General features: G+C 64.0%; 15 protein-coding genes. 5 read left to right on the forward strand and 10 right to left on the reverse strand.

Going from position 1 to position 14899, the window contains the following annotated elements; translation table 11 throughout:
- Positions 1–77 precede the first annotated feature (77 nt).
- The 3 genes from RRF64_RS09135 to RRF64_RS09145 all read left to right on the forward strand — a co-directional run bounded on the left by RRF64_RS09135 (position 78) and on the right by RRF64_RS09145 (position 3603).
- Positions 78–1544, forward strand: a complete 1467-nt coding sequence (locus RRF64_RS09135) for a Ppx/GppA phosphatase family protein (RefSeq protein WP_323845530.1) — start codon at positions 78–80, stop codon at positions 1542–1544.
- Between the two features lie 61 nt (positions 1545–1605).
- Positions 1606–3072 (forward strand): protein adenylyltransferase SelO, encoded by a 1467-nt coding sequence (locus RRF64_RS09140; protein ID WP_323845531.1) that lies wholly within the window; start codon positions 1606–1608, stop codon positions 3070–3072.
- 114 nt (positions 3073–3186) lie between these two features.
- Positions 3187–3603, forward strand: coding sequence for a DUF2147 domain-containing protein (locus tag RRF64_RS09145; RefSeq protein WP_323845532.1), 417 nt, complete (start codon positions 3187–3189; stop codon positions 3601–3603).
- A 59-nt stretch (positions 3604–3662) separates the two neighbouring features.
- Here the strand turns inward: RRF64_RS09145 and RRF64_RS09150 are convergent, their stop codons facing one another.
- The 6 genes from RRF64_RS09150 to RRF64_RS09175 form a co-directional block, all read right to left on the reverse strand.
- Positions 3663–5165, reverse strand: coding sequence for a DHA2 family efflux MFS transporter permease subunit (locus RRF64_RS09150; RefSeq protein WP_323845533.1), 1503 nt, complete (start codon positions 5163–5165; stop codon positions 3663–3665).
- Positions 5166–5175: 10 nt separating this feature from the next.
- On the reverse strand, positions 5176–6276 hold the full coding sequence (locus RRF64_RS09155) for an HlyD family secretion protein (protein ID WP_323845534.1): 1101 nt from the start codon (positions 6274–6276) through the stop codon (positions 5176–5178).
- Between the two features lies 1 nt (position 6277).
- Positions 6278–6733, reverse strand: a complete 456-nt coding sequence (locus RRF64_RS09160) for a MarR family winged helix-turn-helix transcriptional regulator (RefSeq protein ID WP_323845535.1) — start codon at positions 6731–6733, stop codon at positions 6278–6280.
- 399 nt (positions 6734–7132) lie between these two features.
- Positions 7133–9376, reverse strand: a complete 2244-nt coding sequence (gene parC / locus RRF64_RS09165) for a DNA topoisomerase IV subunit A (protein ID WP_323845536.1) — start codon at positions 9374–9376, stop codon at positions 7133–7135.
- A gap of 91 nt (positions 9377–9467) precedes the next feature.
- A complete protein-coding gene (locus RRF64_RS09170) occupies positions 9468–9767 on the reverse strand; it encodes a type II toxin-antitoxin system RelE/ParE family toxin (protein WP_323845537.1) in 300 nt (99 codons plus the stop codon).
- The gene (locus tag RRF64_RS09175; RefSeq protein ID WP_323845538.1) at positions 9755–10012 is read right to left on the reverse strand and encodes a type II toxin-antitoxin system Phd/YefM family antitoxin; all 258 of its coding nucleotides are present in this window, start codon (positions 10010–10012) and stop codon (positions 9755–9757) included. The genes RRF64_RS09170 and RRF64_RS09175 overlap by 13 nt, the downstream gene beginning before the upstream one ends.
- A 76-nt stretch (positions 10013–10088) precedes the next feature.
- On the opposite strand from RRF64_RS09175, the gene RRF64_RS09180 reads away from it, so the two are divergent.
- On the forward strand, positions 10089–10694 hold the full coding sequence (locus RRF64_RS09180; RefSeq protein WP_323845539.1) for an ABC transporter ATP-binding protein: 606 nt from the start codon (positions 10089–10091) through the stop codon (positions 10692–10694).
- Positions 10691–11497 carry an ABC transporter permease gene (locus RRF64_RS09185; RefSeq protein ID WP_323845540.1) on the forward strand — a complete coding sequence of 269 codons (807 nt, stop codon included), beginning with the start codon at positions 10691–10693 and terminating at the stop codon, positions 11495–11497. Before RRF64_RS09180 ends, RRF64_RS09185 begins: the two co-directional genes overlap by 4 nt.
- Before the next feature lie 131 nt (positions 11498–11628).
- On the opposite strand, the gene RRF64_RS09190 is transcribed toward RRF64_RS09185, so the two are convergent.
- The 4 genes from RRF64_RS09190 to RRF64_RS09205 form a co-directional block, all read right to left on the reverse strand.
- Complete coding sequence (locus RRF64_RS09190) at positions 11629–12180, reverse strand: YdeI/OmpD-associated family protein (RefSeq protein WP_323845541.1); 552 nt, start codon at positions 12178–12180, stop codon at positions 11629–11631.
- A gap of 92 nt (positions 12181–12272) precedes the next feature.
- Positions 12273–12605, reverse strand: a complete 333-nt coding sequence (locus tag RRF64_RS09195; protein ID WP_323845542.1) for a hypothetical protein — start codon at positions 12603–12605, stop codon at positions 12273–12275.
- Positions 12606–12674: 69 nt separating this feature from the next.
- Positions 12675–12860, reverse strand: a complete 186-nt coding sequence (locus RRF64_RS09200; protein ID WP_323845543.1) for a hypothetical protein — start codon at positions 12858–12860, stop codon at positions 12675–12677.
- 84 nt (positions 12861–12944) lie between these two features.
- A complete protein-coding gene (locus RRF64_RS09205) occupies positions 12945–14891 on the reverse strand; it encodes an aconitate hydratase (RefSeq protein WP_323845544.1) in 1947 nt (648 codons plus the stop codon).
- Positions 14892–14899 lie beyond the last annotated feature (8 nt).

The following is a 14899-nucleotide window of genomic DNA, read 5'->3' on the forward strand; positions in this document are numbered from 1 at the left end:
GCCTTTCGAGACGGCGGCATTAAATAGTAGAGCAGTTTGCTACATTAAAATGACAGTTTTTTGACAGGGAACAATTAGTGCCAGACAGCGAACGCTACGCCGCCCTGGACCTGGGCTCGAACAGCTTTCACCTGCTGCTGGCGGAGTTTCGCGACCAGCGCATGGTGCGCCTGCATACCGACCGCGCCATGGTGCGCCTGGCCGAGGGCCTGGACGAGGCGCGCAATCTCGACCCGGCGATTGCCGAGCGGGCGCTCGCCTCCCTGCACCGCTTCCGCCCGGTGCTGACGGAACTGCCGGTGGATCATATCCGCGTCGTGGGCACCAACACGCTGCGCGCCGCCAGCAATGCGGACGGCTTCCTGGAGACCGCCGAAGCCATTCTCGGCGCCCCGATCGAGATCATCAGCGGTATCGAGGAGGCGCGCCTGATCTACAGCGGCGCCATGGCCGCGGCCGACGGCCCGCCGCGACTGCGTTGCGTGGTCGATATCGGCGGCGGCTCCACCGAACTGGTGCGCGGACACGAGACACCACAGCAGCTGCAGAGCCTGTACATGGGCTGTGTGTCCTTCAGCAAGCGTTTCTTTGCCGACGGACTCATCACCGAGAACACCGTCAATCATTTCAACCGAGCCCGCCGCGCCGCGCGCGCCGAACTGCAGGAGCTGCAGCATCTGGCGGAAAATGCCGAAGTGGTCGGCTGCTCCGGCACCATCAAGGCGGTGGCGCGCGTGCTGAACGACGGCGAGCTGACGGAGATCAAGCGCAAGGACATCGACCGGCTGGCGGAAAAGGTGGCCGGCGCCAAACATATCGCGGACCTGAAGCTGCCCAATCTGGACGAGGAGCGGCGCCCGGTATTCGCCGCCGGCCTGGCGATACTGCACGCCATCTTCTGCGAACTGGATATCCAGAGCATGCAGGTGTCGCCCTACGCGATTCGCGAGGGCATAGTCCACGACCTGGCCGGGCGCCTCCACGGTGGCGACCGGCGCGCCGACACCGTCGCCGCGATGATGCAGGGCGGCAAAGTAAACGCGGCGCAGGCGCGGCGCGTCGGCGACACGGCCCTCGAATTGTTGGCTCAGTTGCGGCCGAAGACTGGCGCCGAGGAGCGACAGCGGCTGCGCTGGGCGGCGCAGCTGCACCAGATCGGGCTGGCGCTGTCCCACAGCAACTTCCGCAAGCTCGGCGCCTATATGATCGAGCAGGCGGATATGGCGGGCTTCTCAAAAACGGAACAGGAGAACCTGGCCCACCTGGTCAGAAACCAGCGCGGCCGCATCAAACCGCCGCGGGAGCACTACGGCTTCCACCCCAATCCGGACCTGCTGCTGTGCCTGCGCCTGGCCTGCATCATCCACCGCGACCACACCGACCGCGCCATCGCCGGCCTGCAATTGACCACAAAGGACGACGACTACCGCCTGCGCGTCGCGCAGGACTGGCTGGACCAGCACCCCGCCATCGAGGACCTGCTCCATCAGGAGATGGAGCACTGGCAGTCCCAGTCGCAGCGCTTCAGGCTGGATGCTGTCTAAGGTCTGCATCGATCCGCGGCGCGGCAGGCTCCCACAATGGAACCCCCTACAATAAATATCTATGAAACTCAGCGAAGTCACCCTCAGCCACCACTACACCGATCTCGGCGACGCCTTCGGCACCCGCATAGATCCGACGCCGTTCGAGCACCCGCGGCTGATTCACGTCAACCCCGCCGTGCTGCAACTGCTGGGCATCAACAAGAGCGAGGCGCACAACCCCGACTGGGCACAGCTCGGCTGTGGCAAAAAGCGCTTTCACGGCAGCCGCCCCTTCGCGATGAAATACACCGGTCACCAGTTCGGCGTCTACAACCCGGACCTGGGCGACGGCCGCGCACTGCTGCTCGGCGAAATCGATCACGCCGGCAAGCGCTGGGAGCTGCACCTGAAAGGCGCCGGCAAGACGCCCTATTCCCGCTTCGGCGACGGCCGCGCGGTACTGCGCTCCACCATCCGCGAATATCTCGCCGGCGAGGCGCTGGCCGGTCTCGGTATCAGGAGTACCCGCGCCCTGTGTATCGTCGGCAGCGACGAGCCGGTGGTGCGCGAACAGATTGAAAGCGGTGCCATGCTGATCCGCGTCGCCGAGACCCATGTGCGCTTCGGACACTTCGAGTATTTCTTCTACACGAAACAGTTACAGGCGCTGCAGAAACTGACCGAGTTTATCTGCCGGCGCTTCGTGCCCGATGCCGAGGCACTGCCGGTCAGCGAACAGGCGGAGGCACTGCTGCGCTTCGCGACGCGCAGGAGCGCGGAGCTGGTGGCGGGCTGGCAGGCGGTGGGCTTCGCCCATGGCGTGCTGAACACCGACAATATGTCAATCATCGGCGACACCTTCGACTACGGTCCCTACGGCTTTCTCGACGACTACGAGCCCGCGTTTATCTGCAACCACTCGGACCACACCGGCCGCTACGCTTTCGAGCAGCAGCCGGGCGTGGTGCTGTGGAACCTGAACGCGCTGGCCCACGCCTTTTCCGCCTTCGTCAGTGTCGAGGCGCTGCGCGACTGCCTGGAGGAATTCCAGCCGCGCTTGGTCGACGAGTACGCCGCGCAGATGCGCCGCAAGCTGGGGCTGGCTGCGGCGGAGGACGGCGACCAGCAACTGTGCGCCGACCTGCTGCAGCTGCTGGCGGATGCCAGCGCCGACTACACACTGTTCTTCCGCGCCCTGGCCCACTACCGCGGCGAGCGGCCGCCGGCCGCCCTGCGGGCACTGCTGCCACCGGCGCAGCAGGACGCGCTCGACCACTGGCTCGACCACTACGACCAGCGCCTGGCGCGGGAGGACAGCGACTCCCGCGCGCGCAACCGCGCCATGCTCGCCGCCAACCCCAAGTTCGTGCTGCGCAACTATCTGGCGCAGAGAGTCATCGACGCCGCCGGCGCCGGCGACTACCGGCCGCTGCAGACGATGGTCGAACTGCTGCAGTCGCCCTTCGAGGAGCACCCGGAACACGAGACCTGGGCGGTGGCGCCGCCGGAGTCCGGCAAGCATATGCCCGTCAGCTGCTCCTCTTAGCGACAAATCTAAAACAAAATTCTCACGCCAGGGCTACACTGGAAATAGATTCCTGCCGCTCTGTATGACTTGGTGTAACATCCGGGTCACAGACTCAACAAGGGGTAACTGGAGATGATGAGAAACCTGCTGCTGGCAGCCTGCTGCCTGCTGTTTGCCCTGCAGGCCAGCGCTGCGGACGTACTGGGCAAGTGGCGCACCATCGATGACGAGACCGGCCAGCCGAAATCCATCGTGGAGATCTACCAGAAGGGCGGCAAATACTACGGCCGCGTGGTGGACCTGCTGATGAAGCCCGACGACACCATCTGCGACAAGTGCCCCGGCGACCGCAAGGGGCAGCGGATTGTCGGCATGGATGTGATCACCGGTATGGTGAAGAACGGCGATATCTACGAGGGCGGCCAGATTCTCGACCCCACCAAGGGCAAGATCTACGACTGCAAGTTCTGGCTCGAGGGCAACCAGCTGAAGGTGCGCGGCTATCTGGGCTTCTTCTACCGCACCCAGACCTGGCACAGAGTCAATTAACAGCCCCGAAATCCCACTGTAGGATCGGCGGGGCGGCCATCCGCCCCGCCGATCCTACGTTAGGCTATCACTTCCGTTTTATTCCCCGGATTCGACAACAGAAACACCAGCGGTATCGCCGCCAGATTGATCCACATCAGCAGCTGGAAATCGTTCATATAGGCGATCTCCGCCGCCTGCCGCGACAGTTCGTGGAACACATTCAGCGGCAGCGCACCCAGCTCCCCCGCAGCCGGCGAACCCGCGAGCAGATCCGGCGTCAGCTGCAGCCGCTCGCCGAGCTGCTGCTGGTTGATCCACAGGTTGCGGGTCAGCACCGCCATCACGATGGACACGCCGATGCTGCTGCCCAGGTTGCGCGACAGGCTGAACAGGGCCGTGGCCTCGCCGCGCAGCGGCGCCGGCAGTGTCGCGTAGGCGAGGGTCGAAATTGGCACGAACACCAACCCCAGCCCCACGCCCTGCAGTATGCCGGTCCACACCAGCGCGCCGCGGCTGACCTGCAGGTTGAAGCCGGCCATCAGGTGCAGGGACAGGCTCACCGCCAGCATGCCGGCGAAGATCAGCACGCGGGCGTCGACGGTGCGCAGCAGCCTGCCGACCAGCATCATCGCCGCCATCACCCCCAGCCCGCGCGGCATCAGCACCAGGCCGGTGGTCACCACCGGGTAGTCCTTCCACTGCTGCAAATAGGACGGCAGCAGCGCCATGGTGGCCAGCAGCACTATGCCCACCACGAAGATGAACGCCAGCCCGGACACATAGTTGCGATCGCGGAACAGGCCCGGCGACAGGAAGGGATTCCTGGTCGTCAGCGAGTGCACCACGAACAGGTAGAGCCCGAGTACCGCGGCGATGGCGTACAGCTGTATCTCCAGCGACTCGAACCAGTGCACCTGCTCGCCGCGGTCCAGCAGCATCTGCAGCGCGCCCACCGCCAGCGCCAGCAGGCCGAAACCGAGGGCATCGAAGCGGGTCTTGCGTGTCTCGCCTTCCGGCACATAGAGATAGATGCCGATCAGCGACAGGATGCCGAACGGCAGGTTGATATAGAACACCCAGCGCCAGGAGTAGTACTCGGTCAGCCAGCCGCCCAGGGTCGGCCCCAGAATCGGCCCGATCATCACCCCCACGCCCCAGATACTCATGGCCGAGGCGTGCTTCTCGCGCGGATAGGTATCCAGCAGCGTGGCCTGGGACAGCGGCACCAGCGCGGCGCCGAACACCCCCTGCATCAGGCGCCAGAAGATCATTTCGTTGAGGCTGCCGGCCTGGCCGCACAGCATCGAGGTCACGGTAAAGCCGGCCACCGACCAGAGGAACAGCTTGCGGCGGCCGAAGCGCTGGGACAGATAGCCCACCGGCAAGGTCATGATCGCCGCGGCGACGATATAGGAGGTCAGCACCCAGGTGATCTGGTCGCCGCCGGCGCCGAGGCTGCCCTGCATATGGGGCAGGGCCACGTTGGCGATGGTGGTGTCCAGCACCTGGATGATCGTGGCCAGCATGATACTGACCGTGATCATCTTTCTGCGCCCGTCTGTCACGGGGTCTGCCGTCATGCCGTCACACTCACGGCGCCAGGACGACGCGGCCGGCCTCGCCGCCGGTCGCGCGCGCGGCCACCAGTTTGTCGTCCTCGCTGGTATCGATGCGCACCCTGGCACTCATGCCGGCGCGCAGCGCGGGCGCGTCCTTGGCCGGCAGCAGGCGCAGGCGCACCGGCACCCGCTGCACCACCTTGACCCAGTTGCCGCTGGCGTTCTGCGGCGGAATCAGTGCGAACTCGCTGCCGCTGGCGGGGCTCAGGCTGTCCACCTGCGCCTGCCATTTAAATTGCGGATAGGCGTCCAGGGTGACCTCGGCCTGCTGGCCGGCGCGCACCTGCGCCAGCTCCGTTTCCTTCAGGTTGGCCTCGACCCAGATGCCGTCGGCGCCGAGCATACTGATCAGACCGATACCGGCCGGCGCCATCTCGCCCGCCTGCGGCACGGTATTGGCAATCACACCGTCCGCCGGCGCCACCAAACGGGTGCGGGACAGCTGATAGCGCGCCCTGTCCAGCTGCGCCTGGGCCACCTTCAGGTCGGCCTGATCCTCCAGCGGTATCTCCGGGTTGCCACCCAGCTCGGCGCGCAGGCTGGAGAGCTTCTCGGTGTTGATGGCGATCTGCGCCTTGGCCCGCTCCATCTGCTGGCGCGCCTCGTCCAGCTGCGCTTCCGACACCGCCACCTTGCCGAGCTTCTCGTTGCGCTCCAGCTGGCGGCGGTAGAAGTCGGCGTCCTGGCGCGCCTGCTGCAGCGCAGCGTCCGCCTCGGCGTATTCCGCGCGGCGCGCCAGCAGTTCGTTGCGCACCTGCCCCAGGTGCCCCTCCGCCTCGGCCACCGCCAGTTCGAAGGGGGTCGGGTCCAGCTGCACCAGCGGCTGGCCCTTGGTCACCGCCTCGTTGGCGCGGACCATAACCTGCACCACCACGCCACTGACCTCCGGCGCCAGGGAAATCTTGTCCGCCTTGATATAGGCGTTCTCGGTCTCGACGATGCTGCCGCCGCCGAACAGGCACCAGCCGGCCACCGCCACGGCGGCGAGGATACCGGCGAGGAAGCCCAGACGACGGGCGGAAACTTTTGCGGTTACTTGCCCCAGTTTTTCCTTCACGCTCTCCCCTCTCATGTCAGGCCTCCTCGCGGGTCAGGTTTTCCCGCAGCCGCTCCAGCAGCCCCTGCAACTGCTGCACTTCCGTCGCCGAAAAGCCGGCCAGCGCCTGGGTGCGGGCCTGCTGCGCCAGATCGCGCAGCGTCTCCAGGGCGGGCTCCGCCGCCGGGGTGAGATAGATGCGGAAACAGCGCCGGTCACCCGGATCCGGGCGGCGCTCCACCAGGCCCTCTTCCTGCAGCTTGTCGACCTGCCGGGCCAGGCTGATGGGTGCCACGTCCATGCGCTCCGCCAGCTCCGCCTGCTTCTGGCCCTCCTCCTTGGCCAGGTGCCACAGCACCTGCCAGCGCGAACGGCTGAGACCGTGCGACTTGGCGCGGCGGTCGAAGTTGCGCCGCAGCAAGCGCGCGGCACTGTGCAGCTCGAAGCTCATCTGAGCGGCACTGTCTTTGACTGGTATGGATTTGACGGACATGGCTCCCCCTTTGAAGGGCGCTTATTATAAGCATGCTTACAATAAGCGCAATGCGGGAGAAATGCGGACAAATCTGCCGGGAGCAGATTTGCACAGCCGAAGGCTGCCCGCCCGGGGCTGCCCGCGAAGCGGGTGAGGCGCAGGGACGCGCCTCATGAATGCGGAATGCGGAATGCGGAATGCGGAATGCGGAATGCGGAATGCGGAATGCGGAATGCGGAATGCGGAATGCGGAATGCGGAATGCGGAATGCGGAATGCGGAATGCGGAACAGCGTTTGCCGCCTGGGCCTAGCCGTCAAACCGCCCCTTCCGAAGCTCGGGCGCGGCCCCCGCTCCAGCGGAATACACGATGCTTAATCGCGTATTCCGCATTCATCATTCCGCATTCCGCATTTATTTAAACCACCTCTATCCTGTCCACCTTCTGGAAGCCCCGCGGCAGCTTGTTGCCGCGGCGGCCGCGCTCGCCGTGGTAGTGGTCTAGTTCGGCGATCTTGATCCTGGTGTGGCGCTTGCCGGCGTGGATGACCAGCTGGGCATTGCCCTCGAGCACCGCGACACCGACCACTATCTCCTCCCGGCTGGCGGCGCGGGCCGAGGGGATATTGATGATCTTGTTGCCCTTGCCCTTGGCCAATTCCGGCAACTCCGACACCGGGAACACCAGCATGCGGCCCTCGCTGGTCACCGCGGCCAGCAGCGCCTCCTGTGGATTCTCCACCACGCAGGGCGGCAGCACCCGCGCGCCCTTCGGCAGAGACAGCATCGCCTTGCCCGCCTTGTTGCGTGACTGCAGGTCCGCCAGTCTGGCGATAAAGCCGTAGCCGGCATCACTGGCCAGCAGCACGCGCTGGTCGTCGGCGCCCATCAACAGCCCCTCGAAAGTGGCGCCGGAGGGCGGGTTGATGCGGCCGGACAGAGGCTCGCCCTGGCCGCGCGCGGACGGCAGCGCGTGCGACGCGATCGCATAGCTGCGGCCGGTGCTGTCCAGCAGCAGCGCCGGCTGGTTGCTCTTGCCGCGGGCGGCGAACTTGAAGCCGTCGCCGGCCTTGTAGCTGAGTGCGGTCGGGTCTATATCGTGGCCCTTGGCGGCGCGGATCCAGCCCTTGTCCGACAGCACGACGGTGATGGGGTCGGAGGTCAGCAGTTCCGCCTCGCTGAAGGCCCTGGCCTCCTCGCGCGCGACGATCGGCGAGCGGCGCTCGTCGCCGAACTCGTCCGCCGCTTCCAGCAGCTCCTTCTTGATCAGGTTCTTCAGGCGGCGCGCGCTGTCCAGGGTCTTGGTCAGCATGTCGCGCTCTTTCTCCAGCTCCGCCTGCTCGCCGCGTATCTTCATCTCCTCGAGGCGCGCCAACTGGCGCAGTTTGGTATCGAGGATATATTCCGCCTGCACGTCGGTCAGCTCGAAGCGGTCCATCAGGGCCTGCTTCGGCTCGTCCTGGGTGCGGATGATCTCGATCACCTCATCGATGTTGAGGAAGGCGATCAAAAGGCCCGCCAATAAGTGCAGGCGCCGCTCGACCTTGTCGAGGCGGAACTGCAGGCGGCGTCTTGTGGTAACGGTGCGGAAGCTCAGCCACTCGCCGAGGATCCGGTCCAGCGACTTGACCTGCGGGCGGCCGTCGATACCGATCATGTTCATGTTGATGCGGTAGCTGCGCTCGAGATCCGTGGTGGCGAACAGGTGGTTCATCACCGCATCCATGTCCACGCGGTTGGATTTCGGCACTATGACCAGGCGCGTCGGGTTCTCGTGGTCGGACTCGTCGCGCAGATCCGCCACCATCGGCAGCTTCTTGGCCTGCATCTGCGCCGCTATCTGCTCCAGCACCTTGGCGCCGCTGGTCTGGTAGGGCAGCGCGGTGATGACGATATCGCCGTCCTCCTTGCTCCAGAGTGCGCGCATCTTCACCGAACCGCGGCCCGTCTCGTAGACCTTCTGGATCTCGGCCCGCGGCGTGATGATCTCCGCCTCGGTCGGCATATCCGGGCCCTGGATGTACTCGCACAGCTCAGTCACGGTGGCCTTGGGGTTTTCCAGCAGCGCCACGGTGGCGTTGACCACTTCGCGCAGATTGTGCGGCGGTATGTCGGTGGCCATGCCGACGGCGATGCCGGTGGTGCCGTTCAGCAGGATGTTCGGCACCCTTGAAGGCAGCACCGCCGGCTCGTCCATGGTGCCGTCGAAGTTCGGCTGCCAGTCCACGGTGCCCTGCCCCAGCTCGGACAGCAGCACCTCGGAGTATTTGCCCATGCGCGACTCGGTGTAACGCATGGCGGCAAAGGATTTCGGGTCGTCCGGCGAGCCCCAGTTGCCCTGCCCGTCGATCAGCGGGTAGCGGTAGCTGAACGGCTGCGCCATCAGCACCATCGCCTCGTAGACGGCGCTGTCGCCGTGCGGGTGGTACTTACCGATCACGTCGCCGACGGTGCGCGCGGACTTCTTGTGCTTGGCGGTGTTCTTGAGCCCCAGCTCGCTCATCGCATAGACGATGCGCCGCTGCACCGGTTTCAGACCGTCGCCGATATTCGGCAGGGCGCGGTCCAGAATCACGTACATGGAGTAGTCCAGGTACGCCTTCTCGGTGTACTCCTTCAGCGGCAGGCGCTCGGTGGCCTCATAGACGGAGGTGTCGGTCATACAGCTCTCGTTATTCTGTTCGGAAGGAGCGGATTATGGCGGCGATTGCCGGACTGTTCAAAGGTGAAGAGAGGCGCGATGGCGAAAGCACTCAGTCTTCAAGGAGGTATTTCCGTAGCTGTCTTTCATCCCGCATCACATGGATGATCATTACCCGCCCCTCGTCATGCCGGTAGAAAATCCTACAGGGGTTGCAAATTACTTCCCGATATATGGAATCCGGCAATTCCGGAGGCTGGCGCCCGGAGTCGGCGAATTGCTCCAGGCGGTCCGCGCTCGCAAACACCCTCTCGACAAGCCCGCTCGCCGCCGCTGGCTTGTCGAGGGCGATGTATTCAGCAATTTCATTTAGCTGATCCAGAGCTGGCTCAGTCCAGATTATTTGAGCCATTTCTGCATGCGCTCCCTGGCCTCCGCATGGGTGAATGTTTTCTGCTCCAGCACTGCGCGCTCGCCCCTGGCCAAGGCCTCCAGTAGCATCAGACGGCGCTGCATAAACTCGTAATCCTCCACGTCCACCAGGTAGGCGGAGGGCTCACCGTGTTCAGTGATCAGCACAGCCTCCTTAGTTTCATGGAGTTCCGCCAGAATCCGGGTGGCCTGTCTCTTGAGGGTTGTCACCAGTTCGGCCTTCATCTCAATCTCCCGCAAATCCGCAAAGTGCTACTATAGTAGCACTCATTCGGCACCGGCAGAACAACGGAGAATCACCGTGACGGACCTCACACTCGACAAGGTCTCGGCAGGCACCATGGAAAATGTCGGGTTGACCGTAGCCGCGGGGGAGATCGTCTGCCTGTCCGGCCCCTCCGGTGCCGGCAAGAGCCGGCTGCTGCGGGCGATTGCGGACCTGGAGCCCCATGGCGGCACAGTGCGCCTCGGCGATATGGAACAGGTCTCGGTGCCTGGCCACCGCTGGCGGCGCGCAGTAATGATGGTGCCGACGGAGAGCGCCTGGTGGTTCGGCAGCGTCGGCGAGCACCTGCACAAACCCATGCCGGAGGCGCTGCGCGCGCTGGGGTTCAATGAAGACACCACCGACTGGTCGATAGACCGGCTGTCTTCCGGCGAACGGCAGCGCCTGGCCCTGGTGCGGGCCCTGTCCCGCGAACCGCAGGCGCTGCTGCTGGACGAACCCACTGCCAACCTGGACGAAAAGACCAGCCGGCATGTGGAAAAGTGGCTGCAGTCGGTGATTCGCGAACACCAGTGCCCGGTGCTCTGGGTGGCGCACGACAAAGAGCAGATCCGCCGGGTTGCCAAGCGGCACTTCCATATCGAGGGCTCGCAGCTGGTGGAACGGGAGCTGCGGGGATGAGCGCCATCGAGCTGTCCTGGTGGCAGCTGGCCCTCGCCGCCTCCCTGGTACTGGCACTGGCCGCCTGTACCCACGCCGCGCGCCTCGAAGTAAGCAAGTCGCTGCTGGTGGCGGCGGCGCGCACCGCGATCCAGCTGGCGCTGATCGGCATGGTGCTGGAGGTACTGTTCGCCATAGGCAGCCTGCACTGGGTGGCGCTGATGGGTGTTGCGATGCTGCTGCTCGCCGGACGCGAAGTGGTCGCGCGGCAGAAGCACCGGCTGCGCGGCGGCTGGAGCTTCGCCATCGGCACCACGTCCATGTTTATTTCCGCCTTCAGCGTCACCGTGCTGACACTGGTCGCGGTGATAGGCCCGGAGCCCTGGTACAGGCCGCAGTACGCAATTCCGCTGCTGGGCATGCTGCTCGGCAACACCATGACCGGCGTGGCGCTCGCCCTGGACCGGCTCACCGAGAGCGCCCGGCGTTCACGCGCAATTATTGAAAACCGGCTGATGCTGGGCGAGCCCTGGCAGCAGGCCTGCGGTGATTTCCGCCGCGATGCGATGCGCGCCGGGCTGATGCCGATTATCAATTCCATGGCCGCGGCCGGTATCGTCTCCCTGCCGGGCATGATGACCGGCCAGATACTCGCCGGCAGCCCGCCGGCGCTGGCGGTGAAATACCAGATACTGATCATGTTCACCATCGCCGCCGGCACCGGCTTCGGCACCTTCGCCGCGGTCGCCATCTGCGCGCGCCGGCTGTTCGACGGGCGCGAGCGGCTGCGCCTGGATCGATTGACTAACGGCGCAGGTGATTGAGGCTGGTTAGTTTGAAGACGGCGCTGAGAAGCAGAGAAGTAGAGAAGTAGAGAAGTAGAGAAGTAGAGAAGTAGAGAAGCCTGGTCATCACAGCCGCTGACAGGGCGCTGTCAACGCCATGCCCGGCTTGATCAATCCGCCGCCTCGGGCGCGCGGAAGGCCTTGCTGTAGTAGCCCGACTGGTCGAAACAGCAGACGCGCTTCTTTCCGCTGGCGAGCATATCGCAGGCGTCGCCAATCCGTTTTGCCCGCGTCTTGGATTGCTTGGCCGACGTAATCCAATGTATCCAGTCGAGGCGCGCGATGGTGGTGGTAGCGTCCCAAACGGCGCTCGCCTCGGGCGCTGCCGCCAGGGCTTCCTGCAAGTCGGCGGGAATCTCCGGCTCGGGCTCTTTCTCCACAGGCCTGATTTCTAACGCCACCATGTCGCCGACGTCCGCGCCCGCGGCTTCCTGAAGCTCCCTGCCCACCTGTAACCAGTGGCTCAATTGGCCATCCGGCTCGAGCGTAGCCTGGAAACGAAAGCCATTGATGGTGCCTTCCACAGTCGTTCTTCCTCGCCGCGGCAGTTTTTCACTCGCATGCTTCGGCAAAACCACGAACGCCCAGGAGGCATCACTACCGGATTTCGCAGGGCGAAGCAGTTTTGCTTCGAATCGGGAAGCTGGTTCGACGTGGTTCATTTCGGATTCGCCAAGAAAAAATCTAAGGTTGCCATAACCGGCAGGCGAAGCCTGCCCGGCCCGTGCTTTTTCGCGCAAAACGCGTTAATTTGTCAAGGCTTTCGCATGTACTGCCAGATGTAAAATCCACCGACAACTGTCCCAACCGGGACATTCAGTATGCTGACAATTGAAAATGGCAGCGCCAGTCTTGAAGCATAATTTTTCCCCATAACGACCAGGATGCCCGCAATCACACCTAACAGATTGATCAAAATAAAGAACAGTAGAACCGTACCATATATGCCAAACAGGCTATTCGGGGCGTTAACAACCACCTCGGTAAAACTGCCGAAAAATACTGAAAAAGCAGCGCTCAGCATTAGCACCATAAACGAAGAATAGGCAATGATGAGCCACCCTGAAATCTTCTCTTCGCTGCTCACCACTGAGTTCTCCTGATAAATCTAGAGGATTGGGAACAAGCAGGCTGCGCTTGCCGAGCGTCAATCCACTCAATCATCGCCCTTCAAAATCAGCCGCCTGCAGATATATTTTGCTTCGGTCTTTGACTTTTCCTTCTCGTATAACTCCATGCAGTATTCAAACTTGGCGTCGACATCCGTCCTGCTCGGCGCGACCAGGGTAAACAGGATTCCGAGAATTATGCCAAGCACAATAGACAGTGGATCCACTTTCATAATTTGACTCCAACAATTTCCCTTTCCGTTTCGTCGAACTGTTGCGTGAACCGGTCTCGCCAGGGCAGCGACGCACGCCTCACGCTACTCGCCATTGGTGAGGTGTTTCTGCCGCGCCTCGTTGATCAAGCCACCCGCTTGCAGGGTTTCGATTTCGGCATCCGACAGGTCGTGCCTGAGCCTGATGACTTCCCCGTCCGGCACTATCTTCAACTCTACCGGCTTGTCCGGCACCAGCTGTCCGATCGGATCGTCGATTTCCAGCACCGCATTCTGCTCCAGCCGGTCGTAGTCGCCCGGGTCTTCGAACAGCAGCGGCAGTACGCCGAAGTTGATCAGGTTGCGGCGGTGGATGCGCGCCATGCTCTTGGCAATCACACAGCGCACGCCGAGGAAGCGCGGCGATATGGCCGCGTGTTCACGGCTGGAGCCCTGGCCGTAGTTTTCGCCACCGGCCACGAAGCAGTCGCCACTCAGGTCCATCGCCCGCTGGTAGAAATCCTCGTCGATGCGCGAAAAAGTGTGGCGGCTGATGGCGGGAATATTGGAGCGCAGCGGCAGTATCTCGGCGCCGGCGGGCAGGATTTCGTCCGTGGAGACATTGTCGCCGGCCTTCAGCAGCAGCGGGCCCTGCAACACGTCCGGCAGTTTTTCGAAGTCCGGCAGCGGCTGGATATTCGGGCCCTTGACCAACTCTATCGCGACCGGGATTTCCTGCGGCGGCTGCAGCAGCGGACGCATATCCGGCAGCTGCTCCGGCTCCTCGAAGGTGGGGTAGTCCATATCCAGATCGCGCGGGTCGGTGATCACACCGGTCAGGGCGCTGGCGGTGGCGGTTTCCGGGCTGCACAGATAGACCTGGTCCTCCTTGGTGCCGGAGCGCCCGGGGAAGTTGCGCGGCACGGTGCGCAGGCTGATGCGGCCGCTGGCCGGCGCCTGCCCCATGCCGATGCAACCGCCGCAGCCGGTCTGGTGCAGGCGCGCGCCCGCCTCCAGCAGTCTGGCCAGGTCGCCGGTGCGGCTGATCTCCTCGAGCAGCTGGCGCGAGGTCGGATTGATATCGAAGGAGACACCGTCGTCGACGCGGCGGCCGGCGACTATGCGCGCCGGTATGGCGAAATCGCGCAGGCCCGGGTTGGCGGAGGAGCCGATATAGCTCTGGTAGATGGGCCGGCCCGCCACTTCGCGCACCGGCACCACCTTGTCGGGACTGGACGGGCAGGCGATCAGCGGCTCGAGCTTGGACAGATCGATACTGTCCTCTTCGTCGTAGCCGGCGCCGGCATCGGCCTTCAGTTCGATGAAATCCTTTTCCCGCTGCTGCTGGCGCAGGAAGCGCCGCACCTCCTCATCGGCGGGAAAGACGCTGGCGGTGGCGCCCATCTCCTGGCCCATATTGGCGATCACGTGGCGGTCCATCGCGGTCAGCTTTTTCAGGCCCGGCCCGTAGTATTCGACGATCTTGTTGACGCAGCCCTTGACCGTCTGCCGGCGCAGCATTTCCAGGATAATGTCCTTGGCGCTGACCCAGGGCGGCAACTCTCCTTCGAGCTGCACGCCGAGCACCTTCGGCATCTTCAGCGCGAAGGGCACACCGGCCATCGCCATCGCCACCTGCAGGCCGCCGGCGCCGATCGCCAGCATGCCCATGGAGCCGGCGGCGCAGGTGTGGCTGTCGGAGCCGAGCAGTGTCTTGCCGGGAATGCCGAAGCAGGACATGTGCACCGGGTGGCTGACGCCGTTGCCGGGGCGGCTGTACCACAGGCCGAACTTGCGGCAGGCGCTCTGCAGGAACAGGTGATCGTCGGCGTTCTTGAAATCCGTCTGCAGCAGGTTGTGGTCCACATACTGCGCCGACAGTTCGGTCTTCACCCGCGGCAGGCCCAGCGCCTCGAATTCCAGCATCACCATGGTGCCGGTGGCGTCCTGGGTCAGGGTCTGGTCGATCTTCAGTTCGATCGGGCTGCCGGGCTCGAGTGAGCCGCTGACGAGGTGGCTGTCGATGAGTTTTTGCGCGAGATTCATTGCCATGTTTGCTG

This window comes from Microbulbifer magnicolonia (assembly GCF_035117725.1).
Taxonomy (GTDB): domain Bacteria; phylum Pseudomonadota; class Gammaproteobacteria; order Pseudomonadales; family Cellvibrionaceae; genus Microbulbifer; species Microbulbifer magnicolonia.